The sequence below is a fragment of the Pseudomonas sp. A25(2017) genome, from assembly GCF_002001065.1.
GTDB lineage: Bacteria > Pseudomonadota > Gammaproteobacteria > Pseudomonadales > Pseudomonadaceae > Aquipseudomonas > Aquipseudomonas kilonensis.
The window spans coordinates 215,578-239,831 of record NZ_MUOA01000089.1; the positions used below are offsets into that span (position 1 = coordinate 215,578).

The 24,254-nt window shown below is 61.9% G+C and carries 24 protein-coding genes; 17 read left to right on the plus strand and 7 right to left on the minus strand.

Annotation, left to right across the window (positions count from 1 at the left end; genetic code table 11):
• Window positions 1-87: 87 nt before the first annotated feature.
• Both B0E42_RS23425 and B0E42_RS23430 read right to left on the minus strand, forming a co-directional pair.
• Window positions 88-708: a TetR/AcrR family transcriptional regulator gene (locus B0E42_RS23425; protein ID WP_003202912.1), complete on the minus strand. Its 621-nt coding sequence runs from the start codon at window positions 706-708 to the stop codon at window positions 88-90.
• 127 nt (window positions 709-835) lie between these two features.
• On the minus strand, window positions 836-1,180 hold the full coding sequence (locus B0E42_RS23430) for a DUF6124 family protein (RefSeq protein WP_077507713.1): 345 nt from the start codon (window positions 1,178-1,180) through the stop codon (window positions 836-838).
• A 913-nt stretch (window positions 1,181-2,093) separates the two neighbouring features.
• Here B0E42_RS23430 and B0E42_RS23435 point away from each other — a divergent pair.
• The 7 genes from B0E42_RS23435 (at window position 2,094) to B0E42_RS23465 (ending at window position 9,260) form a co-directional block, all read left to right on the plus strand.
• On the plus strand, window positions 2,094-3,323 hold the full coding sequence (locus B0E42_RS23435; RefSeq protein ID WP_371915904.1) for an OprD family porin: 1,230 nt from the start codon (window positions 2,094-2,096) through the stop codon (window positions 3,321-3,323).
• 172 nt (window positions 3,324-3,495) lie between these two features.
• The gene (locus B0E42_RS23440; RefSeq protein ID WP_077507717.1) at window positions 3,496-4,317 is read left to right on the plus strand and encodes an NAD(P)-dependent oxidoreductase; all 822 of its coding nucleotides are present in this window, start codon (window positions 3,496-3,498) and stop codon (window positions 4,315-4,317) included.
• A 42-nt stretch (window positions 4,318-4,359) separates the two neighbouring features.
• On the plus strand, window positions 4,360-5,265 hold the full coding sequence (locus B0E42_RS23445) for an SMP-30/gluconolactonase/LRE family protein (protein WP_077507719.1): 906 nt from the start codon (window positions 4,360-4,362) through the stop codon (window positions 5,263-5,265).
• A 56-nt stretch (window positions 5,266-5,321) separates the two neighbouring features.
• On the plus strand, window positions 5,322-6,290 hold the full coding sequence (locus tag B0E42_RS23450; protein ID WP_077507721.1) for a TRAP transporter substrate-binding protein: 969 nt from the start codon (window positions 5,322-5,324) through the stop codon (window positions 6,288-6,290).
• Window positions 6,291-6,367: 77 nt separating this feature from the next.
• Window positions 6,368-6,895, plus strand: a complete 528-nt coding sequence (locus tag B0E42_RS23455; protein WP_018605857.1) for a TRAP transporter small permease — start codon at window positions 6,368-6,370, stop codon at window positions 6,893-6,895.
• Window positions 6,895-8,175: a TRAP transporter large permease gene (locus B0E42_RS23460; protein WP_018605859.1), complete on the plus strand. Its 1,281-nt coding sequence runs from the start codon at window positions 6,895-6,897 to the stop codon at window positions 8,173-8,175. The genes B0E42_RS23455 and B0E42_RS23460 overlap by 1 nt, the downstream gene beginning before the upstream one ends.
• Window positions 8,176-8,390: 215 nt before the next feature.
• Complete coding sequence (locus B0E42_RS23465) at window positions 8,391-9,260, plus strand: aldose 1-epimerase (RefSeq protein WP_077507781.1); 870 nt, start codon at window positions 8,391-8,393, stop codon at window positions 9,258-9,260.
• 226 nt (window positions 9,261-9,486) lie between these two features.
• Here B0E42_RS23465 and bkdR read toward each other — a convergent pair whose 3' ends face one another.
• On the minus strand, window positions 9,487-9,975 hold the full coding sequence (gene bkdR, locus B0E42_RS23470; RefSeq protein ID WP_003202929.1) for a Bkd operon transcriptional regulator BkdR: 489 nt from the start codon (window positions 9,973-9,975) through the stop codon (window positions 9,487-9,489).
• Window positions 9,976-10,167: 192 nt separating this feature from the next.
• On the opposite strand from bkdR, the gene B0E42_RS23475 reads away from it, so the two are divergent.
• The 5 genes from B0E42_RS23475 (at window position 10,168) to B0E42_RS23500 (ending at window position 16,413) form a co-directional block, all read left to right on the plus strand.
• Window positions 10,168-11,403, plus strand: a complete 1,236-nt coding sequence (locus B0E42_RS23475) for a 3-methyl-2-oxobutanoate dehydrogenase (2-methylpropanoyl-transferring) subunit alpha (RefSeq protein ID WP_018605865.1) — start codon at window positions 10,168-10,170, stop codon at window positions 11,401-11,403.
• Window position 11,404: 1 nt separating this feature from the next.
• Complete coding sequence (locus B0E42_RS23480) at window positions 11,405-12,463, plus strand: alpha-ketoacid dehydrogenase subunit beta (RefSeq protein WP_018605866.1); 1,059 nt, start codon at window positions 11,405-11,407, stop codon at window positions 12,461-12,463.
• A complete protein-coding gene (locus B0E42_RS23485; RefSeq protein WP_018605868.1) occupies window positions 12,464-13,735 on the plus strand; it encodes a dihydrolipoamide acetyltransferase family protein in 1,272 nt (423 codons plus the stop codon).
• Window positions 13,736-13,753: 18 nt separating this feature from the next.
• Window positions 13,754-15,136, plus strand: a complete 1,383-nt coding sequence (gene lpdA, locus B0E42_RS23490) for a dihydrolipoyl dehydrogenase (protein ID WP_018605870.1) — start codon at window positions 13,754-13,756, stop codon at window positions 15,134-15,136.
• Window positions 15,137-15,393: 257 nt separating this feature from the next.
• Window positions 15,394-16,413, plus strand: a complete 1,020-nt coding sequence (locus B0E42_RS23500; RefSeq protein WP_077507726.1) for a branched-chain amino acid aminotransferase — start codon at window positions 15,394-15,396, stop codon at window positions 16,411-16,413.
• A gap of 217 nt (window positions 16,414-16,630) precedes the next feature.
• Here the strand turns inward: B0E42_RS23500 and B0E42_RS23505 are convergent, their stop codons facing one another.
• The gene (locus B0E42_RS23505) at window positions 16,631-17,560 is read right to left on the minus strand and encodes a DMT family transporter (protein ID WP_018605874.1); all 930 of its coding nucleotides are present in this window, start codon (window positions 17,558-17,560) and stop codon (window positions 16,631-16,633) included.
• A gap of 109 nt (window positions 17,561-17,669) precedes the next feature.
• On the opposite strand from B0E42_RS23505, the gene B0E42_RS23510 reads away from it, so the two are divergent.
• Complete coding sequence (locus B0E42_RS23510; RefSeq protein WP_018605876.1) at window positions 17,670-18,464, plus strand: helix-turn-helix domain-containing protein; 795 nt, start codon at window positions 17,670-17,672, stop codon at window positions 18,462-18,464.
• A 209-nt stretch (window positions 18,465-18,673) separates the two neighbouring features.
• Here B0E42_RS23510 and B0E42_RS23515 read toward each other — a convergent pair whose 3' ends face one another.
• The gene (locus B0E42_RS23515; RefSeq protein ID WP_077507729.1) at window positions 18,674-19,429 is read right to left on the minus strand and encodes a helix-turn-helix transcriptional regulator; all 756 of its coding nucleotides are present in this window, start codon (window positions 19,427-19,429) and stop codon (window positions 18,674-18,676) included.
• Between the two features lie 82 nt (window positions 19,430-19,511).
• Between B0E42_RS23515 and B0E42_RS23520 the strand changes: the two genes are divergently transcribed.
• Window positions 19,512-20,648, plus strand: a complete 1,137-nt coding sequence (locus tag B0E42_RS23520) for a cytochrome P450 (RefSeq protein WP_077507732.1) — start codon at window positions 19,512-19,514, stop codon at window positions 20,646-20,648.
• Between the two features lie 12 nt (window positions 20,649-20,660).
• On the opposite strand, the gene B0E42_RS23525 is transcribed toward B0E42_RS23520, so the two are convergent.
• Window positions 20,661-21,002: an FKBP-type peptidyl-prolyl cis-trans isomerase gene (locus tag B0E42_RS23525; RefSeq protein ID WP_003202944.1), complete on the minus strand. Its 342-nt coding sequence runs from the start codon at window positions 21,000-21,002 to the stop codon at window positions 20,661-20,663.
• 146 nt (window positions 21,003-21,148) lie between these two features.
• Here B0E42_RS23525 and B0E42_RS23530 point away from each other — a divergent pair, with 146 nt between their 5' ends.
• Window positions 21,149-22,210 carry a M4 family metallopeptidase gene (locus B0E42_RS23530; RefSeq protein ID WP_018605883.1) on the plus strand — a complete coding sequence of 354 codons (1,062 nt, stop codon included), beginning with the start codon at window positions 21,149-21,151 and terminating at the stop codon, window positions 22,208-22,210.
• Window positions 22,210-22,533: a protealysin inhibitor emfourin gene (locus B0E42_RS23535; RefSeq protein WP_014337835.1), complete on the plus strand. Its 324-nt coding sequence runs from the start codon at window positions 22,210-22,212 to the stop codon at window positions 22,531-22,533. Before B0E42_RS23530 ends, B0E42_RS23535 begins: the two co-directional genes overlap by 1 nt.
• Here B0E42_RS23535 and B0E42_RS23540 read toward each other — a convergent pair.
• Entirely contained in the window at window positions 22,530-22,838 is a 309-nt protein-coding gene (locus B0E42_RS23540; protein WP_077507735.1) for an RcnB family protein, read from the minus strand. The two genes, B0E42_RS23535 and B0E42_RS23540, sit on opposite strands and share 4 nt — an antisense overlap.
• Before the next feature lie 311 nt (window positions 22,839-23,149).
• On the opposite strand from B0E42_RS23540, the gene B0E42_RS23545 reads away from it, so the two are divergent.
• Window positions 23,150-24,250, plus strand: a complete 1,101-nt coding sequence (locus B0E42_RS23545) for a DNA alkylation repair protein (protein WP_077507738.1) — start codon at window positions 23,150-23,152, stop codon at window positions 24,248-24,250.
• The last annotated feature ends 4 nt before the right edge of the window (window positions 24,251-24,254 follow it).

Below are 24,254 nucleotides of genomic sequence, written 5' to 3' on the forward strand. Positions count from 1 at the left end.
GTTGTGAACACAAAAATTGTGTTCGCCACAAATCCAATGTGGGAGCGAGCCTGCTCGCGATGAGGCCATTAGCTTCACCACAAAACCTCAAGGCTCCAACCCAATCCCCCGCAAAATCACACTGGTCACCGTCTGCACCGCCCGTTCGAACTGCATGTCCGACAGCGGCTGGTGGTCGTTGAGAATATTGATCTGGTGATCGAAGTCGGCGTAGTGCTGGGTCGAGGCCCAGATCATGTAGAGCAGGCTTGAAGGCTCCACCGGGAGGATGCGTTTGTCCTCCACCCACTGGCGGATTTTCGCTTCTTTCATCTTGGCCCAGTCATAGAGGCTGGCATCCAGCGCCTGGCCCAGCGTCGGGGCGCCGTGGATGATTTCGTTGGCCCAGACCTTGGAGCCGTAGGGCCGGCTGCGGGAGTGGTTCATCTTGGCGCGGATGTAGCTGCTGAGCACCACCCGCGGGTCGTCGAACATTTCGAAGCACAAGGCGTCCTGTTTCCAGACCTCCAGCAGGTCGAACAGCACGGCACTGTACAGCTCGCTCTTGGTGCTGAAGTAGTAATGCAGGTTGGAACGAGGCAATTGCACTTCGGCGGCGATGTCGGCCATGGCGGTGCTGCCGAAGCCTTTCTCGGCAAAGACCTTCTCGGCGGCCAACAGGATTTTCTCGACGTTACTGCGACGAATCTCGATCTTGTGATTGCCCATGAGGGCTCCCTGGCAACAGCGTTGGTCAAGACTAGCATTCACCCAACTTTGAAAACACTGGGGATCCCTGTGGGAAGGCTTTTGTGGCGAGGGAGCTTGCTCCCTCGCCACAAAAGCGGGTTTTGCGCTATGTCGGCTGGCGCGCTTCGACGTTGTCTAGCGCGCGGTTCGCCAGCATTGCGCTCAGTTCGATCAGTTGCTGGATGCCCAGGGCGATGTGACGCCTGGGACCCTCCAGGTCAAAGGCCAGGTCACTGACCATGGCGTTGGCCGAGGCCAGGTTTTCGCTGAGGTTGGCGAGCAGAGTTTCGGTGTCGACGCCGTTGACGACGGTGAACAGTTGGCCGGGATCGGCCTCGGGTTTGCTGGGTTTGGGGTTGAGGTAGGAGTCGAGGATGCGGTCGGCGACTTTGTCGAACGCTTTTGAGCTGGATGGATCTGTATCCGGTGGGTTGGGTGTTGGTTTGAACATAGATGAAGCTCCGATGCTGTAGATGGGAGCCAACACCTTCTCGCTACCAAACGAATTAGGGTGGCGGCCATACGAAGGTTGGTAGACCGGGCATCGGAGCCGGCGCCTCCGAAGAGGCCCTGCGCATGGCCACCAAAAAGCGAAGTGCATGATTGCACTTGCAAGCGATGACGCTATGCACCGACACCAGGGCTACCAAACCCGATCGCTGATTCAATCAGCGACCCGGAAACGATAAAGCCCTGGCCCCAAGGCGCACAAGCCGGCGGATTCTGGCGCAGTTGTAGGCAACGGCGCAAGACAACGTAGCCCGATCCCGAACGATCCTACATCTGGATAAACACAGGCCCCGTAGCGAGGGAATTTAGCGAATCGTCATACCGCCCCACTAGGCTGCTGTAGGAGCTGGCGAAGCCTGCGATCTTTTGATCTTGATCTTTCACTCGCGACTCAATTGGCAACGGAAAGATCGCAGCCTCGTTGCACTCGACAGCTCCTACACAGCTCCTACGGACGCAGTCCAGCGGGAGCAAGCTCCCTCGCCACAAGAGCCCGCTTAAGCCTTCCGATCACCAACATTCGACTAATGTCTTAGACCAGTCATCGCACAACCAAGCGCCCTCCCCGCTATTCTCAAGCCCCGGATGTGCCCGGCGCCACGGCCTGCGATCTTGACTTCGATCGGTGACGACCATTGAAACGCCTCATTTTGAAGCACCCCCGAGTTGGATAATTCCGATAATGGCCAGTTGACAACGAGGAGCCGCTTCCAAATAATCCTCTCATGTTGTACGACGACGTATGACAAATAAAAACAACAAAAAAGTAAGGGAGCGTCATAGTGAGCACACGTGTCCGTTTTTCGCCTGACCACCGTCCAAACCGCCGTACCCTCCTCAATGCCAGCCCCACGCTGCTCCTGCTCGGTTGCAGCAGCCTCGCCGCGTTTCTGCCAACGACCGCCAGCGCCGCAGGCTTCGTCGATGACGCCAAGGCCACGCTGAACCTGCGCAACGCCTACTTCAATCGCAACTTCGTCAACGACAACGCCACCCAGGGCAAAGCCGAGGAATGGACCCAGAGTTTCATCCTCGACGCCAAGTCCGGTTTCACCCAAGGCACTGTCGGTTTCGGTGTGGACATCCTGGGGATGTACTCGGTCAAGCTCGACGGCGGTCGCGGCACGGCAGGTACACAACTGCTGCCGGTGCATGACGATGGTCGCCCGGCCGACGACTTCGGTCGCCTCGGCGTCGCCCTCAAGGCCAAGGTATCGAAGACCGAACTGAAGGTCGGTGAATGGATGCCGGTGCTGCCGATCCTGCGTTCCGACGACGGCCGCTCCCTGCCGCAAACCTTCCGCGGCGGCCAGGTGACCTCCACCGAAATCAACGGCCTGAGCCTCTACGGCGGCCAGTTCCGTGGTAACAGCCCGCGCAACGACGCGAGCATGGAAGACATGTCGATGAACGGCCGCGGCGCGTTCACCTCCGACCGCTTCAACTTCGGTGGCGGCGAATATGCCTTCAACGAAAAACGCACCCAGGTCGGCGTGTGGTACGCGGAACTGTCCGATATCTACCAGCAGCAGTATTTCAACCTGACCCATAGCCAGCCCATCGGCGACTGGACCCTGGGCGCCAACCTCGGCTACTTCACCGGCAAGGAAAACGGCAGCGCGCTGGCCGGCGACCTGGACAACAAAACCGCGTTCGCCCTGCTCTCAGCCAAATACGGCGGCAACACCTTCTACGTCGGCCTGCAGAAAGTCGGTGGTGACGATGCCTGGATGCGCGTCAACGGCACCAGCGGCGGCACCCTGGCGAACGACAGTTACAACTCCAGTTATGACAACGCCAAGGAAAAATCCTGGCAGTTGCGCCACGACTTCAACTTCGCCGCCGTCGGCGTGCCGGGCCTGACCCTGATGAACCGCTACATCAGCGGTGACAACGTGCACACCGCCACCGTTGATGACGGCAAGGAATGGGGCCGCGAGACCGAACTGGCCTACACCGTGCAGAGCGGCGCGCTCAAGAGCCTCAACGTGAAATGGCGTAACGCATCGATTCGTCGCGACTTCAGCACCAACGAATTCGACGAGAACCGTATCTTCATCAGCTACCCGCTTTCGCTTCTGTAATACCAGGATCCGTTGCCATGAGCGCATCCATGGCAACCTGCGGCAGGGACGCCGATCCAGAGCGGTTCGTCGATCAAACGTTGACAAGGTAGCGGAAGGATAAGGATATTCCCTCCAGGTCGTACGACAACTTATAACAACTGTACCTCTCATTGTTTGCTCAGGTAATGCCATGACCACGACACAGATTCGCCACCCCTTCAATCGCCTCCTATTGACCGGTGCCGCTGGCGGCCTTGGCAAAGTCTTGCGCGAGCGCCTCAAGCCTTACGCTCGCCAGATTCGCCTGTCGGACATCGCCAACATGGCCCCAGCCATCGACGAAAGCGAGGAAGTGGTGCCGTGCGACCTGTCGGACAAGCAGGCCGTGCACCAACTGGTCGAAGGCGTCGATGCCATCCTGCACTTCGGCGGTGTTTCGGTGGAGCGTCCGTTCGAAGAGATCCTCGGCGCCAACATCAGCGGCGTGTTCCACATCTATGAAGCCGCGCGCAAACACGGCGTCAAGCGGGTGATCTTCGCCAGTTCCAACCACGTCATAGGCTTCTACAAACAGGACCAGACTATCGACGCCCTCTGCCCTCGCCGCCCGGATGGCTACTACGGCCTGTCCAAGTCCTACGGCGAAGATGTCGCCAACTTCTACTTCGATCGCTACGGCATCGAGACCGTGAGCATCCGCATCGGCTCGTCGTTCCCCGAACCGCAGAACCGCCGGATGATGAGCACCTGGCTGAGCTTCGACGACCTCACCCAACTGATCGAATGCTCGCTCTACACGCCAAAGGTCGGTCACACCGTGGTCTACGGCATGTCCGCCAACCGCGACGTCTGGTGGGACAACAGCCACGCCGCGCACTTGGGCTATCAGCCCAAGGACACCTCGGAAATCTTCCGCGATAAGGTCGAAGCGCAGCCCATGCCGGCCGCCGATGACCCGGCCATGGTTTACCAGGGCGGCGCCTTTGTGGCGGCCGGCCCGTTCGACAACTGATTCGCTGTTTTTCATGGGATACGCACGCACAAAGGAATCACCATGCAAGCCGAATTGATTGTCGATGCACGCAACGCCGTCGGGGAAAGCCCGGTGTGGGTCCCCGAGGAGAACGCCCTGTACTGGGTGAACATCCCCACCGGTGGCCTGCAACGCTGGAGTGCCAGCAGCGGAAAAATCCAGGGCTGGGAAGCCCCTGAAATGCTCGCCTGCATTGCCCGTCACCAGGACGGCGGCTGGATAGCAGGCATGGAAAGCGGTTTCTTTCGCCTGCACCCCCATGACGACGGCAGCCTGGACAGCGAACTGTGCGCAAGCGTGGAGCACAGCCGCGCCGACATGCGCCTCAACGATGGCCGTTGCGACCGCCAGGGCCGCTTCTGGGCCGGCAGCATGGTGCTGAACATGGGGGCCAATGCTGACGAAGGCCGGATGTACCGCTATGAGGCCGGGCTACGCAGCCCGGTCGAGGCACAACTGAGCGGTTTTATCGTGCCCAATGGCCTGGGCTTCAGCCCGGACGGCCGCACGATGTACCTCTCCGACTCGCACCCGTTGATCCAGCAGATCTGGGCCTTCGACTACGACGTCGACAGCGGCACCCCATCCAACCGGCGGCTGTTCGTTGACATGATGCCGTTGGCCGGTCGCCCGGACGGCGCTGCCGTGGATGCCGACGGTTGCTATTGGATCTGCGCCAACGATGCTGGGCTGATTCACCGCTTCACCCCGGACGGACGTCTCGACCGTTCGCTGCAAGTGCCGGTGAAAAAACCGACCATGTGCGCCTTTGGCGGTAGCCAGCTGGACACCCTTTTCGTGACCTCGATTCGTCCGGGCGACGACAACGATCCGCAGTCCCTGGCCGGTGGCGTGTTCGCGCTGAACCCCGGCGTCAAGGGTCTGGCCGAACCTGCTTTCGGAGGACGGCAACCCTCCGCGAACTGATCTGCTTTGCCGCTTCACATCGATAGACATAAAAACAACAACACTGGAGATTGACCATGAATTTCAAACGCACGCTTCTGATCGCCGCCCTGCCCCTGGCCTTCCTGGCCCAGGCGGCACACGCCCTGGACATCAAGATCGCCGACATCCACCCCAAGGGCTACCCGACCGTGGTCGCCGAGGAATCCATGGGTAAGGCCCTGGAAAAGGAGAGCAACGGCGAGCTGAAATTCAAGTATTTCCCAGGCGGCGTGCTGGGCTCTGAAAAAGAAGTCATTGAGCAGATGCAAGCCGGCGCGATCCAGATGTCCCGGGTCAGCCTGGGTATCGTTGGCCCTGTGGTGCCGGACGTGAACGTCTTCAACATGCCATTCATCTTCCGCGACCAGGCGCACATGCGCGCCGTCATCGACGGTGATGTGGGCGATGCGATCCTCGACCGGATCACCAACTCCGAGTTTGGCCTGGTGGCCCTGGCCTGGATGGACGGCGGCACGCGCAACATCTACACCAAGAAACCGGTGCGCAAGCTCGAAGACCTCAAGGGCATGAAAATCCGCGTGCAAGGCAACCCAATGTTCATCGAGATGATGAACGCCATGGGCGCCAATGGCATCGCGATGGACACCGGCGAAATCTTCAGTGCCTTGCAGACCGGCGTGATCGACGGCGCGGAAAACAACCCACCGACGCTGCTCGAACACAACCACTACCAGAACGCCAAGTTCTACAGCCTGACCGGCCACCTGATCCTGCCTGAACCGATCGTGATGTCGAAAATCACCTGGAACAAGCTCACGCCAGAACAGCAGGACATGGTGAAAAAAGCCGCCAAGGCAGCCCAGGCTGAAGAACGCGATCTGTGGGACAAGAAGTCCGCCGCCAGTGAGGAAAAACTCAAGGCCGCCGGCGTCGAATTCATCACCGTCGACAAGAAACCTTTCTATGACGCCACCGCTCCGGTCCGGGCCAAATACGGCGCGCCGTATGCGGACCTGATCAAGCGTATCGAAGCCGTCAAGTAAGGTCCCTCAATCTGTACTCATGAAAAAGGCTGGGCGCGCCCGCGGTTAAAAGGCGCGCCCGGTTACGGTGGAACCCGATGAAGAATTTGCTGCTGCGTATCAACGACACGATCTACATGACTTGCATCTGGGTGGCCGGCCTCTCTGTCCTCGCCGTTGCGCTGATGATTCCCTGGGGCGTGTTTGCCCGCTACGTACTCGGTACCGGCTCAAGCTGGCCGGAACCCACCGCTATTTTGCTGATGATCGTGTTCACCTTCATCGGCGCCGCCGCCAGTTACCGCTCCGGCTCGCACATGGCCGTGGACATGGTCACCAGTCGCCTGCCACCGCACTGGCAAACCTTGGCCTCGGTTTTCACCCAGCTCTTGATGGCGGCGGTGTGCATTTTCATGACCATCTGGGGCACCAAGCTGTGCATGACCACCTGGAATCAATTCATGAGCGCCATCCCCACCCTGCGCGTCGGCATCACCTACATGCCGATCCCGGTCGGTGGTTTCCTGACCCTGATTTTTGTCCTGGAAAAACTCTTGCTGGGTGATCAAAGCAAGCGTCGGGTCGTGCAGTTCGACCTTGTTGAAGAAAACGAAGGTGCCGCTTAATGGACGCGCTGATTCTGCTGGGCAGTTTTTTGTTGTTGATCCTGATCGGCATGCCGGTCGCCTACGCGCTGGGCGCTGCCGCCCTGATCGGGGCGTGGTGGATCGATATTCCGTTCCAGGCCATGATGATCCAGGTCACGGGCGGGGTGAACAAATTCTCGTTGCTGGCCATTCCGTTCTTCGTCCTGGCCGGTGCGATCATGGCCGAAGGCGGCATGTCCCGCCGACTGGTGGCATTCGCCAGTGTGCTGGTGGGGTTCGTGCGCGGTGGCCTGTCCTTGGTCAACCTCGTGGCTTCGAGTTTCTTTGGCGCGATCTCCGGTTCCTCGGTGGCCGATACGGCCTCGGTCGGCTCGGTGCTGATCCCGGAAATGACGCGCCAAGGCTATCCGCGTGATTACGCCACCGCTGTCACCGTCAGTGGTTCGGTGCAAGCGTTGCTGACACCGCCCAGCCACAACGCGGTGCTGTATTCGCTCGCCGCTGGCGGCACCGTCTCCATCGGTTCGCTGTTCATGGCCGGCATCGTCCCCGGCATCATGATGAACCTGTGCCTGATGGCGCTGTGCCTGGTCTTCGCGAAAAAGCGCAATTACCCCAAGGGCGAAGTGATTCCCCTCAAGCAAGCATTGAAGATCTGCCGGGAAGCCATGTGGGGCATGATGACCTTGTTCATCATCCTTGGCGGCATTCTCTCGGGTGTTTTCACCGCCACCGAATCGGCCGCCATTGCCGTGGTGTGGGCGTTCTTCGTGACCATGTGCATCTATAGGGACTACAAGTGGAGTGAGTTGCCGAAACTGATGCACCGTACGGTACGCACCATCTCCATCGTGATGATCCTGATCGGCTTCGCCGCCAGCTTCGGCTACATCATGACGCTGATGGAGATCCCGGCGAAGATCACCACCGCATTCCTGACGCTGTCGGACAACCGCTACGTGATCCTGATGTGCATCAACGTGATGTTGCTGCTGTTGGGTACCGTGATGGACATGGCGCCATTGATCCTGATCCTGACACCTATCCTGATGCCGGTGATCGTCGGCATCGGCGTGGACCCGGTGCAGTTCGGCATGATCATGCTGGTGAACCTGGGTATCGGGTTGATCACGCCACCGGTGGGCGCGGTGTTGTTCGTCGGTTCCGCCATCGGCAAGGTCAGCATCGAAAGCACCGTCAAGGCGCTGCTGCCGTTCTACGCCATGCTGTTCGTGGTGCTGATGCTCGTGACCTACATTCCCGCCATTTCGCTGTGGTTGCCGCACTTGGTGTTGTAACGAACAAACGACAACAACCCCTTGTGGGAGCAAGGCTTGCCCGCGATGAAGATGATGCAGTCTCCCTGGGAACCGAGGAGTCTGCATCGCGAGCAAGCTTTGCTCCCACAGTGCGGTGCGACGTTTCTCTACATCCCCTCGCCACAACAGGGTTCGCACACAAGAATCCGGCTTTTCCCACATCAGTTTTTTCAACCTTGCAGAACAAGGCCAACATGACGCCGCCTCTTCTCCATCTCGAAGACGAACTCACCCGCCTCACCCTCGCCCCGCACCTGGGCGCCAGTCTCGTTGAATGGACAGTGCGCAGCACCGGTGCTCCCCTGCTACGCCCGCCCGAGCCGCAAGCCGTGGAAAACGGCCTGCCGGGCAAACTCGGCGGCTTCCCGCTGATCCCCTGGTCGAACCGGATCGCCAACGGCGGTTTCGACTGTCCCGACGGCTGGCTGGCCCTGGAAGCCAACAGCCCCAACGACCCGTTCCCGATCCATGGCAGTGCCTGGCAACAGCCGTGGCAGGTGGTCGAACAGAGTGCCCAGCAAGCCTTGCTGCAACTCGACAGCCAATACCCCTTTGCCTACCGCGCCAGCCTGCGGATCCGTCTGAGCGGTGGTCAGCTACAAATCGCCATCCACGTCACCCACATGGCCGAACAGGCCGCGTGGCACGGGTTGGGTTTGCACCCGTATTTTCCGCGCACCGCCAGTACTCGCCTGCAAACCCGGGCAACCGAAGTCTGGAAGTGCGACGCCTCGAAGTTGCCGACCGAGCTGAGCGAAGTTCCCGTCGAATGGGATTTCCAAGAGATACGCGCCCTGCCCGATACCCTCGTCGACAATGGTTTCGGCGGCTGGGACGGGCACTGTCTGATCCAGCAACCGGACCTGGGTTATGAGCTCGAATGCCGCGCCAGTGGCAGCGGCTATTTCCTGCTGTATTGCCCCGTGGGCCTGGATTTCTTTTGCATCGAACCGGTCAGTCATCCGGTCAACGCCCATCACCTGCCGGGGCGGCCAGGGTTGCGTTTGCTGGAGCAAGGGCAGTCGGTGGCGCTGGGGTTTTCGATGCAGTGTCGGTTGCTCTAAGGCCCACTTCCCTGTGGGAGCAAGGCTTGCCCGCGATGAAGTGGACGCGGTCTCCTGGGAAACCGAGGCGCCTGCATCGCGAGCAAGCTTTGCTCCCACAGAGTTTTTGGGTTGCCAATAAATCCGCGGCCAAACGCAGGTCCACTGTGGGAGCAAAGCTTGCTCGCGATAGCGCTGGGTCTGCTGGCATCAATGTTGAAGTGCCGACGCCTTCGCGAGCAGGGGGTCAGGTGCCCAGGGTCAACCCATTGGCCGGCAACGGCAGTGCGGTCTTGTAGCGCACCTGCTTGAGGGCAAAGCTGGAGCGGATGTTCGCCACGCCCGGGACCTTGGTCAAAAAATCCATCATGAACCGCTCCAGCGACTGGATGGTCGGCACCAGCACGCGGATCAGGTAATCCGGATCGCCAGCCATCAGGTAGCACTCCATCACCTCCGGCCGATCGGAGATCGCCTCCTCGAAGTGCTGCAGCGCCTCTTCCACCTGCTTCTCCAGGCTGACATGGATGAACACATTGACGTGCAATCCCAGCAGGTCGGCATCCAACAGCGTGACCTGCTCGCGGATCACTCCCAGCTCCTCCATGGCCCGGACACGGTTGAAGCACGGAGTCGGCGACAGGTTGACCGAACGAGCCAGATCGGCGTTGGTGATGCGGGCGTTTTCCTGAAGGCTGTTCAGAATGCCGATGTCGGTGCGATCCAATTTACGCATGAGACAAATAATCCTGTTTTTTATCGTTGTGCAGATTTTTTATCTGCAAATGATCTGAACAGCAAGCCAACAGAGAAAAATATTCTTCTTCGTCGAGCCTATGATTGTTGTAGGACAATTTCCCGTACCCAGGGAAATTCGTCAGCTAGCGCGCCCACTACAAGAAATTCACAAGATCGAGCGTAGAAAGCCATGAACCCAGCGTATGAACCACTGCGCCTGCACGTTCCCGAACCCTCGGGCCGTCCCGGCTGCAAGACCGACTTCTCCTACCTGCATCTGTCCGATGCCGGCACGGTGCGCAAACCTTCCATCGACGTCGAACCGTCCGACACCGCCGACCTGGCTCGCAGCCTGATCCGCGTGCTCGATGACCAGGGCAATGCCCACGGTCCATGGGCCGAAGACGTGCCGCTCGAAATCCTGCGCAAAGGCATGCGCGCCATGCTCAAGACGCGCATCTACGACAACCGCATGGTCGTTGCCCAACGGCAGAAAAAAATGTCGTTCTACATGCAAAGCCTCGGCGAAGAAGCCATCGGCAGCGGCCAGGCCCTGGCGTTGAATATCGACGACATGTGCTTCCCCACCTATCGCCAGCAAAGCATCCTGATGGCCCGCGAGGTGCCGCTGGTGGGCATGATCTGCCAACTGCTGTCCAACGAGCGCGATCCGCTCAAGGGCCGCCAGTTGCCGATCATGTACTCGGTCAAGGACGCGGGTTTCTTCACCATTTCCGGCAACCTCGCCACGCAGTTCGTCCAAGGCGTGGGCTGGGGCATGGCTTCGGCGATCAAGGGCGATACCAAGATCGCCTCGGCCTGGATCGGTGACGGCGCCACCGCCGAATCGGACTTCCACACCGCCCTCACCTTTGCCCACGTCTACCGGGCGCCGGTGATCCTCAACGTGGTCAACAACCAGTGGGCGATCTCCACCTTCCAGGCCATTGCCGGCGGTGAAGCCACGACCTTCGCCGGACGCGGCGTCGGTTGCGGCATTGCCTCCCTGCGCGTGGATGGCAACGATTTCATGGCGGTCTACGCCGCCTCGCGCTGGGCCGCCGAGCGTGCCCGCCGCAACCTCGGCCCGGCGCTGATCGAATGGGTCACCTACCGCGCCGGCCCGCACTCCACGTCGGACGACCCTTCGAAGTACCGCCCCGCCGACGACTGGAGCCACTTTCCGCTGGGCGATCCGATTGCGCGCCTCAAGCAGCACATGGTGAAGATCGGCCAGTGGTCCGAAGAGGAACATGCGGCAGTTACCGCCGAACTCGAAGCCGAGGTGATCGCCGCGCAGAAGGAAGCCGAGCAGTACGGCACCCTCGCCGGCGGGCAGATTCCAAGCGCCGCGACCATGTTCGAAGACGTCTACAAAGAGATGCCGGAGCACTTGAAGCGCCAGCGTCAGCAGTTGGGGATCTGACATGAACGATCACAACAACAATATTGCGTTGGACACCGCCATGACCACTACCACCATGACCATGATCCAGGCCCTGCGCTCGGCCATGGACGTGATGCTCGAGCGCGACGACAACGTCGTGGTGTTCGGCCAGGACGTGGGTTACTTCGGCGGTGTGTTCCGCTGTACCGAAGGCCTGCAGAACAAGTACGGCACCTCGCGGGTGTTCGACGCACCGATTTCCGAAAGCGGCATCGTCGGCGTGGCGGTGGGCATGGGCGCCTACGGCCTGCGTCCGGTGGCCGAGATCCAGTTCGCCGACTACGTCTACCCGGCGTCGGACCAGATCATCTCCGAAGCAGCGCGCCTGCGCTATCGCTCGGCCGGCGAGTTCACCGCACCGATGACCCTGCGCATGCCCTGCGGCGGCGGCATCTATGGTGGCCAGACCCACAGCCAGAGCATCGAAGCGATGTTCACCCAGGTCTGCGGCCTGCGCACCGTCATGCCGTCCAACCCCTACGACGCCAAGGGCTTGCTGATCGCCTCCATCGAAAACGATGACCCGGTGATCTTCCTCGAACCCAAGCGCCTGTATAACGGCCCGTTCGACGGCCACCACGACCGCCCGGTAACGCCGTGGTCGAAACACCCCTCGGCGCAGGTGCCGGACGGTTACTACACCGTGCCGCTGGACGTCGCCGCCATTACCCGTCCGGGCAAGGACGTGACTGTTCTCACCTACGGCACCACGGTCTATGTCTCCCAAGTGGCTGCCGAAGAGACCGGTATCGACGCCGAAGTCATCGACCTGCGCAGCCTCTGGCCGCTGGACCTTGAGACCATCGTCAAATCCGTGAAGAAGACCGGCCGTTGTGTGGTGGTCCACGAGGCCACCCGCACCTGCGGTTTCGGCGCCGAGCTGGTGTCGTTGGTGCAAGAACACTGCTTCCACCACCTGGAAGCGCCTATCGAGCGTGTCACCGGTTGGGACACCCCCTACCCGCACGCGCAGGAGTGGGCGTATTTCCCAGGGCCGTCCCGTGTGGGCGCGGCGTTGAAACGGGTCATGGAGGTCTGAATGGGCACGCACGTTATCAAGATGCCGGACATCGGCGAAGGCATCGCGGAAGTTGAACTGTCGGTGTGGCATGTCAAGGTCGGCGACATGGTGGTCGAAGACCAGGTGCTGGCCGATGTCATGACCGACAAGGCCATGGTGGATATCCCCTCGCCAGTGCATGGCCGGGTCATCGCCCTGGGTGGCGAGCCCGGTGAAGTCATGGCGGTGGGCAGCGAACTGATCCGCATTGAAGTCGAAGGTGCGGGTAACCTGAAAGAATCGGCCCAACAAGCGCCAACGCCAGCGCCGGCTGCGCAAGCACCGAAGCCGGCACCCGTGGCGACACCTGAGCCGGTACTGGAAAAAACCGCCGCGCCCCGCTGCGCCCCGCAAGCACCTGTAGCCCGCGACCCCGACGAGCGTCCACTGGCGTCGCCGGCCGTGCGCAAACACGCGCTGGACCTGGGCATTCAGTTGCGCCTGGTCCAGGGCAGCGGCCCCGCCGGGCGGGTCCTGCACGAAGACCTCGAGGCTTATCTGGCCCAGGGTCCGTCGACCCAGGCCAAGGGCGGTTCAGGTTATGCCGAGCGCCACGACGAGCAGCAGATCCCAGTGATCGGCATGCGTCGCAAGATCGCCCAGCGTATGCAGGAAGCGACCCAGCGCGCCGCCCACTTCAGCTACGTCGAGGAAATCGACGTTACCGCCCTGGAAGAGCTGCGGGTTCACTTGAATGAAAAACACGGCGCCAGTCGCGGCAAGCTGACCTTGCTGCCGTTCCTGGTCCGCGCGTTGGTCGTGGCCCTGCGCGATTTCCCGCAGATGAACGCCCGCTACGACGACGAAGCCCAGGTCATCCACCGCTCAGGTGCGGTGCATGTGGGCGTCGCCACCCAGAGCGATGTTGGCCTGATGGTGCCGGTGGTGCGTCACGCCGAAGCCCGTAGCCTGTGGGACAGCGCGACGGAAATCTCCCGCTTGGCCACGGCAGCCCGCACGGGCAAGGCCAGCCGCGATGAGCTGTCCGGTTCGACCATCACCCTGACCAGCCTCGGTGCGCTCGGCGGCATCGTCAGCACGCCGGTACTGAACCTGCCGGAAGTGGCGATTGTCGGCGTGAACAAAATCGTCGAGCGGCCTGTGGTGATCAAGGGCCAGATCGTGATCCGCAAGATGATGAACCTCTCCAGCTCCTTCGATCACCGGGTAGTCGACGGCATGGACGCGGCGCAATTCATCCAGGCCCTGCGTGGCCTGCTCGAACAACCCGCCACTTTGTTTGTGGACTAATCATCAATGGAGCAGGCGATGCAAACTTTGAACACGACGCTGCTGATCATCGGCGGCGGCCCCGGCGGCTATGTGGCGGCGATCCGTGCCGGGCAACTGGGCATCTCGACCATCCTGGTGGAAGGCCAGGCGTTGGGCGGGACCTGCCTGAATATCGGCTGTATCCCGTCCAAGGCGTTGATCCATGTGGCCGAGCAGTTCCACCAGACCCGGCACCACAGCCAGGGTTCGGCCTTGGGCATCACGGTGGCGGCGCCGAGCCTGGACATCGGCAAGAGCGTGGAATGGAAGGACGGCATCGTCGATCGCCTGACCACCGGCGTCGCGGCGCTGTTGAAAAAGCACAAGGTCCAGGTCATTCACGGCTGGGCCAAGGTGATCGATGGCAAGACGGTCGAGGTCGGTGACACGCGCATCCAGTGCGAACACCTGCTGCTGGCCACCGGTTCGAAAAGCGTCAACTTGCCGATGCTGCCGATTGGCGGGCCAATCATTTCCTCCACCGAAGCCCTCGCCCCCACCTCGGTGCCCAAGCACCTGGTGGTGGTCGGCGGTGGCTATATCGGCCTGGAACTGGGCATTGCCTACCGCAAGCTCGGCGCCGAGGTCAGCGTGGTCGAGGCCCAGGAACGGATCCTGCCAGCCTACGACGGCGAGCTGACCCAACCGGTGCACGAGGCGCTCAAGCAGTTGGGCGTGAAGCTGTACCTCAAGCACAGCGTCGAAGGTTTCGATGCCCAGGCCAGCACCTTGCAAGTGCGTGATCCCAATGGCGAGACGCTGAACCTGGACACCGACCGGGTGTTGGTGGCCGTTGGGCGCAAACCCAACACCCAGGGCTGGAACCTCGAAGCGCTGGACTTGGCAATGAACGGTTCGGCGCTGAAAATCGACAGCCGTTGCCAGACCAGCATGCGCAACGTCTGGGCCATCGGCGACCTGAGCGGTGAACCCATGCTCGCCCACCGGGCCATGGCCCAGGGTGAAATGGTCGCCGAGCTGATCGCCGGCCAGCATCGCGAGTTCAACCCAACGGCCATCGCGGCGGTGTGCTTCACCGACCCGGAACTGGTGGTGGTCGGCAAGACGCCGGACGAGGCCAAGGCGGCCGGGCTCGATTGCATGGTGTCGAGCTTCCCGTTCGCGGCCAACGGCCGGGCCATGACCCTGGAATCGAAAAGCGGTTTCGTCCGGGTCGTGGCGCGCCGGGACAATCACCTGATCGTTGGCTGGCAAGCGGTCGGCGTCGGCGTGTCGGAGCTGTCCACCGCGTTCGGCCAATCCCTGGAAATGGGCGCGCGCCTGGAGGACATCGCCGGCACCATCCATGCCCACCCGACGCTGGGCGAGGCCGTGCAGGAAGCGGCGTTGCGGGCGTTGGGGCATGCGTTGCATCTGTAAAAGCTGTGGGTGAGTAACTTGTGGGAGCAAAGCTTGCTCGCGATGCAGGCGCCTCGGTTCACCAAGGACCGCGTCGGCTGTATCGCGGGCAAGCCTTGCTCCCACAATCCCCACAACGACTGCAGGGCTGTTTTTCAACTACAGGATTCATGTAACAGGCTGCGAAACAGCCCCGGAATGAAGTATTGTTGTCCCCATCCAAAAAACGTCAGAAGCCTTGAACCGTTTCGACGGTTGTTAAGAAATAAGAGGGTGTCATGGGTAACGAGAGCATCAATTGGGACAAACTGGGCTTTGACTACATCAAGACCGACAAGCGCTACCTGTCGCACTGGCGCGATGGCGCCTGGGACGCGGGCACCCTGACCGAAGACAACGTGCTGCACATCAGCGAGGGCTCCACCGCCCTGCACTACGGTCAGCAGTGCTTCGAAGGCATGAAGGCCTATCGCTGCAAGGACGGTTCGATCAACCTGTTCCGCCCGGACCAGAACGCCGCCCGCATGCAACGCAGCTGCGCCCGCCTGCTGATGCCGCACGTCGACACCGAGCAGTTCGTCGAAGCCTGCAAGCAAGTGGTCCGCGCCAACGAGCGCTTCATCCCGCCTTACGGCACCGGCGGCTCGCTGTACCTGCGCCCGTTCGTGATCGGCGTGGGTGACAACATCGGCGTGCGCTCCGCACCCGAGTTCATCTTCTCGATTTTCTGCATCCCGGTCGGCGCCTACTTCAAGGGTGGCCTGACCCCGCACAACTTCCTGATCTCCAGCTTCGACCGCGCCGCCCCACAAGGCACCGGCGCGGCCAAGGTCGGTGGCAACTACGCCGCCAGCCTGATGCCCGGTTCCCAGGCCAAGAAGGCCGGTTTCGCCGACTGCATCTACCTGGACCCGATAACCCACTCGAAAATCGAGGAAGTCGGCTCGGCCAACTTCTTCGGCATCACCCACGACAACAAATTCGTCACCCCGAAATCCCCTTCGGTCCTGCCGGGCATCACTCGCCTGTCGCTGATCGAACTGGCCAAATCGCGCCTGGGCCTGGAAGTGATCGAAGGCGACGTGTTCATCGACAAGCTGTCGGACTTCAAGGAAGCCGGCGCCTGCGGTACCGCTGCGGTGATCACCCCGATTGGCGGCATCAGCTACAACGACAAGCTGCACGTGTTCCACAGCGAAACCGAAGTCGGCCCGATCACCCAGAAGCTCTACAAAGAGCTGACCGGCGTGCAGACCGGCGACGTGGAAGCGCCAGCGGGTTGGATCGTCAAGGTTTGATCCAAGCCCCCTAGGCACTTGAGGGCTTTTTTGTGGCGAGGGGATTTATCCCCGCTGGGTTGCGAAGCAACCCCCAAGTACTTGGGTGAGCCACAAAAACCTTGCGAGCGCTTCGCACTCGAGCGGGGATAAATCCCCTCGCCACAGAGATTGCGCGACCTCAGTAAAAAGCCCACCCCTGTCCTTGCAGGGGTGGGCTTTTTTATACTTCGTTCAGTTACCCCCGACGCAAAACCGGCCATCGCCCCCAACGCTGGCGAAACCATCCGTAACCGCTGACCAGCAAGATCCCGCCCAGCACCAAAGCCGCGCCAACGATGAAGTTCGGCTCCAGCGGCTCATCCAGCAACCAGACGCCAAAACCGATGCCAAACAGCGGCGTCATGAACGACAGCACCCCCAGTTGCGAAGCGAGGTAGTGGCGCAGCAGCGAGAACCAGATCAGGAAGCTGGCGAAGGACACCAGCAACACCTGGAACGCCATGCTGGCGATGAGTTGTGGCGTGGGGTTGATCGTCGTTTGCCCCAGCGCTATCGACATTCCGATCAGCAGCACCCCGGCGCCAACCAATTGGTAAAGCAGCGTCTGGCTGGCCGGCAGATTCGTCAACCGCGAACAGCGTACCGTCACCGTGGTTGCGCCCCACAGCGCACCAGCCAGCAAGCCCATGCCGTCACCGAGCAACGAACTGCCGCTCGCCGCGCCCGAGCCGCCGCTGAAAGCCACCACGATCCCGCCGAAGGCAACGGCGATGCCCAGCCATTGCGCCGGCTTGAGGCGTTCGCTCGGCAGTTTCCAGTGCAAGCCAAGGGCCGCGAACATTGGTGCGGTGTAGAGGAAAATCACCATGTGCGAAGCCGTCGTATGCCGCAGGCCTTCGCCCACCATCACGAACTCCAAGGCAAACAACAACCCCACCAGCATGCCCGGGCGCCAACTGCCATCGGCCAAGGACAGGCGTTCACCGCGCACCAACACCAACAACCAGACCAGTACCGCAGCGATGGCCGAGCGCACGCCCAGTTGCAGCATCGGCGCCATGTCGGCGGCACCGGCCTTGATCGCGACTTGCTGGAAACCCCAAATGGCACAGAGGCCGGTCATCAGGGCGCAGACCTGGCCATCCAGGGCGCGGCGGGTGGTCATGGGAACGGTCCTTGGGCAGAAAGAGATGAAAGGATTGTCTGCCTGACACCTTTGCTGGATATAGTGATTACCCGACAAGCCATCTCGGTAATCCGCCATTGCGGTCGATATGCAGCCTCCAGCCCAACATCTGAAGATTCCTCCGTTCGAAGCGGCCCTGCCCTCGCCGATTTTCTTTCGCAGCGCCTGCATGCCGGCCCATGCCACTTACCCCCGGCACCGGCATGCCTGGGGTGAGTTCGTCTACTCCTACAGTGGCGTGATGGAAATCGAGATCGCCCAGCACCATTACCTGGCGCCACCGCAGTACGGCATCTGGCTGCCGCCGGACATGGAACACGTTGGCTTCAATCGGCATGAGGCCTGTCATTGTTCGTTGTACCTGGCCGCCGAACTGTGCAGTGCGCTGCCAGCCGTACCCTGTGCGCTGACCTTGAGCCCGCTGATCCGCGCCCTGTTGGAAGAGCTGCGCAGCGATCCACCGAGCCAACCGCAGACGCCCGAGCAGCAGCGTTTGCTGCAGGTGCTGGTGGACAAGCTGGCGCAGGCACCCCATGTTGGCAGCTACCTGCCCTCCTCGGATGATCCACTGCTGGGCCCCGTGCTGCGAGCCTTGGAGGCGAACCCCAGCGACCCGCGTTCCTTGCCACAACTGGCCCGCGCCGCCAACACCACCGAGCGCACACTGATGCGCCGGGCCCAGCGGGACCTGGGCATGTCATTGGTGGAATGGCGCCAGCGCCTGAAAGTCATCGAGGCCCTGGCCCTGCTCGAACGCGGCCAGAGCGTGGAAACCATCGGCCTGGACCTGGGCTACAGCAGCGCCTCGGCGTTCATCAGCATGTTTCGCAAAATGATGGGCACCACGCCGGATGAGTATCGGCGCCGGCATATGGCTGGATGATGAGGCGATGCTGGAATCGTCATCGCGAGCAGGCTCGCTCCCACAGTGGGCCCTGCGTTGAACACGAGATTGATGAACACCACGACCACCTGTGGGAGCGGGCTTGCTCGCGAAGGCGGTGGGTCAGCTTGCAGGGATGTGGGATGTGACGGCCCCTTCGCGAGCAAGCCCGCTCCCACAGGGTCTGTCGGTAGCCATCAATCATGGGGTCAGCGCAGGCCCACTGTGGGAGCGAGCTTGCTCGCGATGACGGCGGTGGGTTTGACATCGATTTCGGCACTGACCCCCAACCGCCCCGCCATCTCCCGGCGACCACTGGCCGTCACCCCCAGCGCCCGGCTGTCCAGGTCCTGGATCACCCATTTGCGCTTGATCGCCACTTGCAGCAACGCCGCGCCCAAGGCACCGCCCAGGTGCGGGCGGCGCATGCTCCAGTCCAGGCAGGGACAAGCGAATCGGCGGCGTTGCGTGGCAAGGTGCTGGACATCGATGCCCAAGCCCTCGAACACCGCCTCGCCGGACTCACTCAGCCGATAGCCATCGCCTTCCACCTCTATCAACCATCCAGCCTCGATCATCCGGTCATGCAGGCGCACCGCCAGAGTGCCGGCCATGTGGTCGTAGCAGGTGCGAGCAAATTGCAGGCGATCCGGTGTGCGCGGGGTGAAGGTCGGTGCGGCGCTCTGGCCGATCACCATCAGCGCCTCCAGTGCCTGGGCGACGCGCGGGTCGGCCAGGCTGTAATAACGATGACGGCCCTGGACATGCAAGCGCACCAAGGCCATCTGCTTGAGTTTCGCCAGATGGGCGCTGGCGGTCGAGGCGCTGACCTCGGCGATGCTCGCCAATTCGGTGCTAGTGCGGGCATGGCCGTCCATCAACGCGCACAGCATCCGGGTGCGCGCCGGTTCGGCAATGGCCGCCGCCACTTGGGACACGCCCAGGTCATGGTGCTCTGCGTTCATATTTCGCTCCCCGACGAATCAAGCCATGCATCGACTGGAGATAGTAGCAACACTTTCTCCATCACGAACAAGGCCGCGCTTCATGGACCCGATCACCGCCGCGACACATTCCGACCCTTACCCTTTTTACGCCGCCCTGCGCGCTGCCGGCGGGCTGGCGTTCGATCCCGGGCTGAACCTGTGGATCGCCAGCAGCGCCGAGGCTGTTTGCGCGGTGCTGCACCATCCCGATTGCCATGTGCGCCCGACCCACGAGCCCGTGCCAAAGACCATCGCCGAAGGGGCGGCCGGACGGGTATTCGGCCACCTGATGCGCATGAACGAAGGTGAACGGCAGCGTTGCCCGAGGGCGGCGATTGCGCCGCGGTTGCAGGGCATCGATCCCCGGCAGGTCGAGGCACTGGTCAGGGCCCGCTTTCTCCAAGAGGGCGCCGAAGGCCTGCACCAGGCCCAATTCATCGGGCCGGCCAGCGTGGTCGCGGCGTTGCTGGGTTTCAATCCGACGGACTGTCACCGGGTCAGCGAATTGACCGCAGACTTCGTCGCCGGTCTGTCGCCCTTGAGCCAAGCATCACAACTGGACTTGGCGCACCGAGCCAGCGAGCAACTGACCGGTTTAATCCAGGAGCGGATCGAGGCACAGGACAGCCCTTTGCTGCTGGGCATTGGTCAAGGCTTCGAGGGCGCTGATCCAGACAGTAAAATCGCCAACCTGATCGGGTTGCTCTCGCAAACCTATGAAGCCACCGCAGGCCTGATCGGCAACACGTTGCTGGCGCTGATCGGCGATCCAGCGTTGCGCCGGACGCTGCGGGAGGCCCCCACACAGATCGGCTCATTGCTGGCCGAAGTCCAACGTTTCGACCCGCCGGTGCAAAACACTCGCCGCTTCATCGCCGCGCCCTGCGAAATCCTCGGCACTGCGCTGAACCCCGGGGAGGTGCTCCTGGTGCTGCTGGCCTCAGCCAACCGCGACCCGCAACTCAACCCGCAATCAGACACTCTGCTGCTCGACCGCCCGAACCGCCGCAGCTTCAGCTTCGGCAGCGGGCGCCATGAATGCCCAGGCCAAACCCTGGCCATGGACATCGCCCGCGCCACGCTGACGGCGATTCTGGAGCGCGAACCGCTCCTGGATCAGTTGACCTGGTGCTATCGCCCCTCCGTCAACGGCCGCATCCCGCTGTTCAGCGAGCGGTCACCTACCGACAGGCCATGACCCGCTCAGCCATCAATCGTCCCGCGTCAGGACTTCCAGCAACTCGATTTCAAAGATCAGGTTGGCGTTGGGCTTGATGTGGGCACCCATGGACCGCTCACCGTAGGCCAAGTGGGCCGGCACCCACAACTTGCGCTTGCCACCGACTTGCATGCCCATCAGGCCCAGATCCCAGCCCTTGATGACGCGACCGGTGCCGATCACGCATTGGAAGGGTTTGCCGCGACTGTAGGACGAATCGAATTCGGTGCCGTCTTCGAGGGTGCCGCGGTATTGGGTGGTGATCAGCGCACCTTTGACTACGCTTTTGCCGTCGCCCTGTTCCAGGTCGATGATTTGCAGCTCTTCATTCATGGCGGTATCCCTCGTGTGATCCAGGCGCGGGGTTTTCGCAGAAATCCGGGCGCATGGCAAACGTTGTATGCCATGCGGCAGGGAACCGCGACGGCCTCTTCGGTTCACATGGGTATCGTCCCTGCATTTCAGATAAGGATTTTCTGATGTTCGACTCTCGTCCGCTCCACGGTTTCATTCCGCCATACATCCTCAATCGCATCATCGCCCACGGCTCCGAACAGCAACGCTCCAGCGCTCTCGGCACCTTGACCCACGTGCGCAGCCTGCGACACAACCCCGGCCCGCCCGGCAACCTTCCCGCCGCCGCGAACCGGCCCAAGCCCGGCAAGGCCGGACAGCCGCAACGCAGCGTGCATGACGCCCAGAACAGCATGGAACTGCCCGGCCAGCCGGTCCGCCTGGAAGGCCAGCGGGCCAGTGGCGACCCGGCCGTGGACGAAGCCTACGACGCCCTCGGCGCCACCTATGATTTTTTCTGGAAGGTCCTGGGGCGCGACTCCATCGACAACAAAGGCTTCGCCCTGGTGGGCAGCGTGCATTATGGCCAGGGCTATGAAAACGCCTTCTGGAACGGCGCGCAGATGGTGTTCGGCGACGGCGACGGCGAAATCTTCCAGCGCTTCACGCGCTCCCTGGACGTGGTGGCCCACGAACTGGCCCATGGCGTCACCGAAAGCGAGGCCGGCTTGATCTATGCCAACCAATCCGGTGCGCTGAACGAGTCCATCTCCGATGTGTTCGGTGTGCTGGTCAAGCAGTTCGTGCTTGAACAGACCGCCGACCAGGCCGACTGGCTGATCGGCGCCGACCTGCTCACCGACAAGATCAACGGCGACGGCCTGCGCAGCATGTCCAACCCCGGCAGCGCCTACGATGACCCGTTGCTGGGCAAGGACCCGCAACCTTCGCACATGCGCGAATTCGTCATTACCCGTGAAGACAACGGCGGCGTGCACATCAACTCCGGCATCCCCAACCGGGCCTTTTATCTGGTGGCGACCACGCTGGGCGGATTTGCCTGGGAAAAGGCCGGCCGGATCTGGTATGAAACCTTGTGCGACCGAAGATTGGCCAATGACGCGTCCTTCAGCGCCTTCGCCCGCCTGACCGTCGAGCACGCCCGCCAGCGCTTCGGCACGCGGGAAGTGCAAGCGGTGCAGAACGGCTGGGCCCAGGTCGGCGTCGACCTGACACAGGAGAGCTGATGAAAACCCTTCCAGACCTAGACGACAAAGCGGTGATACGGCTGTCGCGCCAGGGTGGCGTCGCCGCCATCCATGCGCTGACCCGACCACGGGAAATCGAGTTCGCCCAGTGCGACCTCGACCAGCGCACGCGCATCTGCTCGGTCCTGGAGGGGTGCCTGCCACTGACGTCCTCCACGCCCGGGCGCGGCGACCAGCGATTTTTCCAGATCGAGGTGCACTATCGCGCCAACGACCAGGACGACGAGATGGTGCTGCAGGTGCCCGAGGACCGGGCACCCGGCGAGCTGGTTCACCTGTGGGACAAAGGCGAAGTGCTCTAACGTGTGGCCGGCACGATCTTGACGATGGCGCCGGACACGGTTTCGATCAGCAAGTACTTGTCGTCGATCTGCACCCATTGCTGCTCGTTTGTCGGTTGCTCGAGTTTCTTCTGTTTCCAGTCTTTCATGGCCCTGTCTGCGCGCTGGTAGTCCGCCGGTACCCGGTCGTTCGCCACCAGCCTGCGGCCATTGCTTGGCGAATGCTCCAGGGCCTCCCCGGTTTTCTCGACCGCTTGCGCAACAGGCCCAAGGGCTCCAAGGCCGGCGATCAGGACCAGGCTGGCGATCAGGAATGGTTTGCGCATAGAAAAAACTCCAGTTATTCGAGGGACTGAATCTGGGACTTCGCGGGCGGCGAATCATTCCTTAATTTCTGGAAACTGTACCCCCTGCTTGCTCCCGCTGAACCCTGTAGGAGCTGGCGCAGCCTGCGATCTTTTGATCTTTTGATCTTTTGATCTTTCGCTTGAGACTCAAGTGTCTGGGGAAAGATCGCAGCCTCGTTGCACTCGACAGCTCCTACAGAGCCGAGCGGGAGCAAGCTCCCTCGCCACGGGTTGTGCCTGGCATGGCATAGTGGCAAGCCTTGGCCCAACACCCGCCGGACGGACCCATCATGAGCACCACCGCCTCTTCCCCTGCCCTCAAGGAAATCTTCAACAACGCCCGCCTGGAGCACATCGCCGGCGAAATGCGCGCGGTGTACCCGGCGTTCGACGCCAAAGCGTTTTTGCACATGGCCAACGACGGGCTGGCCGAGTTGTCGGTGATGCAGCGCATGGCCCGGGTCAGTGAGTGCCTGCATGCGGTGCTGCCCCTCGATTACGAAGCGTCGCTGGAAGTGCTGCAGGCCCTGGCCCCACGCCTGAACAGCATGTTCGTCAGCATGTTCCTGCCACACTACGTAGCGTCTTATGGCCGACATCGCTTCGACGTGTCGCTGGACGCGCTCAAGTATTTCACCCGGTTCGGCTCCTCGGAGTTCGCCGTGCGGCACTTTCTGCGCGACGACCTGGAACGCACCCTCAAGGTCATGCACGACTGGGCGCTGGACGCCAACGAGCACGTACGCCGCCTGGCCAGCGAAGGCAGCCGGCCGCGCCTGCCGTGGTCGTTTCACCTGGAGCCGATCCAGGCCAACCCCGACCTCGCCGCCGCGATCCTCGACACGCTCAAGGCCGACGACAGCCTGTATGTGCGCAAATCCGTGGCCAACCACCTCAACGACGTCACCAAGCAGCATCCCGACTGGGTGCTGGACCAGATCGAAGGCTGGCCGCTGCAAGACCGCCACACGGCGTGGATCGCCCGGCATGCGCTGCGTAGCCTGATCAAACAAGGCAACCCCAGGGCGTTGGGTGTCATCGGGGTCGGCGGCAAGGCACAGGTCCAGGTGCTGGATTTGCAGGTGACGCCGGCGGTGATTCGCCTGGGGGAACAGGTCACCCTGTCCTTCACGGTGCAATCAACCCTTGGGCAGAGCCAGCGCCTGGTGATCGACTACGCCGTTGACTACGTGAAAGCCTCGGGCGGCACCTCGGCCAAAGTCTTCAAGCTCAAGACCTTCGACCTGCCCGCCCAGGGTTGCGTCAACCTCAGTCGCTCCCAGCACATTCGCGAGTTGACCACCCGCAAACATTACGCGGGCCGGCATGCCGTGCACCTGCTGGTCAACGGCGAGCGACTGGGTAGCACGGCGTTCGATATCGTTCCCTGAGGGC

What these genes read in the sequence shown, in the direction of transcription:
- B0E42_RS23425 (WP_003202912.1), bottom strand. Translation starts at nt 708, where the DNA reads ATGGGCAATCACAAGATCGAGATTCGTCGCAGTAACGTCGAGAAAATC.
- B0E42_RS23430 (WP_077507713.1), bottom strand. Translation starts at nt 1,180, where the DNA reads ATGTTCAAACCAACACCCAACCCACCGGATACAGATCCATCCAGCTCA.
- B0E42_RS23440 (WP_077507717.1), top strand. Translation starts at nt 3,496, where the DNA reads ATGACCACGACACAGATTCGCCACCCCTTCAATCGCCTCCTATTGACC.
- B0E42_RS23445 (WP_077507719.1), top strand. Translation starts at nt 4,360, where the DNA reads ATGCAAGCCGAATTGATTGTCGATGCACGCAACGCCGTCGGGGAAAGC.
- B0E42_RS23450 (WP_077507721.1), top strand. Translation starts at nt 5,322, where the DNA reads ATGAATTTCAAACGCACGCTTCTGATCGCCGCCCTGCCCCTGGCCTTC.
- B0E42_RS23455 (WP_018605857.1), top strand. Translation starts at nt 6,368, where the DNA reads ATGAAGAATTTGCTGCTGCGTATCAACGACACGATCTACATGACTTGC.
- B0E42_RS23460 (WP_018605859.1), top strand. Translation starts at nt 6,895, where the DNA reads ATGGACGCGCTGATTCTGCTGGGCAGTTTTTTGTTGTTGATCCTGATC.
- B0E42_RS23465 (WP_077507781.1), top strand. Translation starts at nt 8,391, where the DNA reads ATGACGCCGCCTCTTCTCCATCTCGAAGACGAACTCACCCGCCTCACC.
- bkdR (WP_003202929.1), bottom strand. Translation starts at nt 9,975, where the DNA reads ATGCGTAAATTGGATCGCACCGACATCGGCATTCTGAACAGCCTTCAG.
- B0E42_RS23475 (WP_018605865.1), top strand. Translation starts at nt 10,168, where the DNA reads ATGAACCCAGCGTATGAACCACTGCGCCTGCACGTTCCCGAACCCTCG.
- B0E42_RS23480 (WP_018605866.1), top strand. Translation starts at nt 11,405, where the DNA reads ATGAACGATCACAACAACAATATTGCGTTGGACACCGCCATGACCACT.
- B0E42_RS23485 (WP_018605868.1), top strand. Translation starts at nt 12,464, where the DNA reads ATGGGCACGCACGTTATCAAGATGCCGGACATCGGCGAAGGCATCGCG.
- lpdA (WP_018605870.1), top strand. Translation starts at nt 13,754, where the DNA reads ATGCAAACTTTGAACACGACGCTGCTGATCATCGGCGGCGGCCCCGGC.
- B0E42_RS23500 (WP_077507726.1), top strand. Translation starts at nt 15,394, where the DNA reads ATGGGTAACGAGAGCATCAATTGGGACAAACTGGGCTTTGACTACATC.
- B0E42_RS23505 (WP_018605874.1), bottom strand. Translation starts at nt 17,560, where the DNA reads ATGACCACCCGCCGCGCCCTGGATGGCCAGGTCTGCGCCCTGATGACC.
- B0E42_RS23510 (WP_018605876.1), top strand. Translation starts at nt 17,670, where the DNA reads ATGCAGCCTCCAGCCCAACATCTGAAGATTCCTCCGTTCGAAGCGGCC.
- B0E42_RS23515 (WP_077507729.1), bottom strand. Translation starts at nt 19,429, where the DNA reads ATGAACGCAGAGCACCATGACCTGGGCGTGTCCCAAGTGGCGGCGGCC.
- B0E42_RS23520 (WP_077507732.1), top strand. Translation starts at nt 19,512, where the DNA reads ATGGACCCGATCACCGCCGCGACACATTCCGACCCTTACCCTTTTTAC.
- B0E42_RS23525 (WP_003202944.1), bottom strand. Translation starts at nt 21,002, where the DNA reads ATGAATGAAGAGCTGCAAATCATCGACCTGGAACAGGGCGACGGCAAA.
- B0E42_RS23530 (WP_018605883.1), top strand. Translation starts at nt 21,149, where the DNA reads ATGTTCGACTCTCGTCCGCTCCACGGTTTCATTCCGCCATACATCCTC.
- B0E42_RS23535 (WP_014337835.1), top strand. Translation starts at nt 22,210, where the DNA reads ATGAAAACCCTTCCAGACCTAGACGACAAAGCGGTGATACGGCTGTCG.
- B0E42_RS23540 (WP_077507735.1), bottom strand. Translation starts at nt 22,838, where the DNA reads ATGCGCAAACCATTCCTGATCGCCAGCCTGGTCCTGATCGCCGGCCTT.
- B0E42_RS23545 (WP_077507738.1), top strand. Translation starts at nt 23,150, where the DNA reads ATGAGCACCACCGCCTCTTCCCCTGCCCTCAAGGAAATCTTCAACAAC.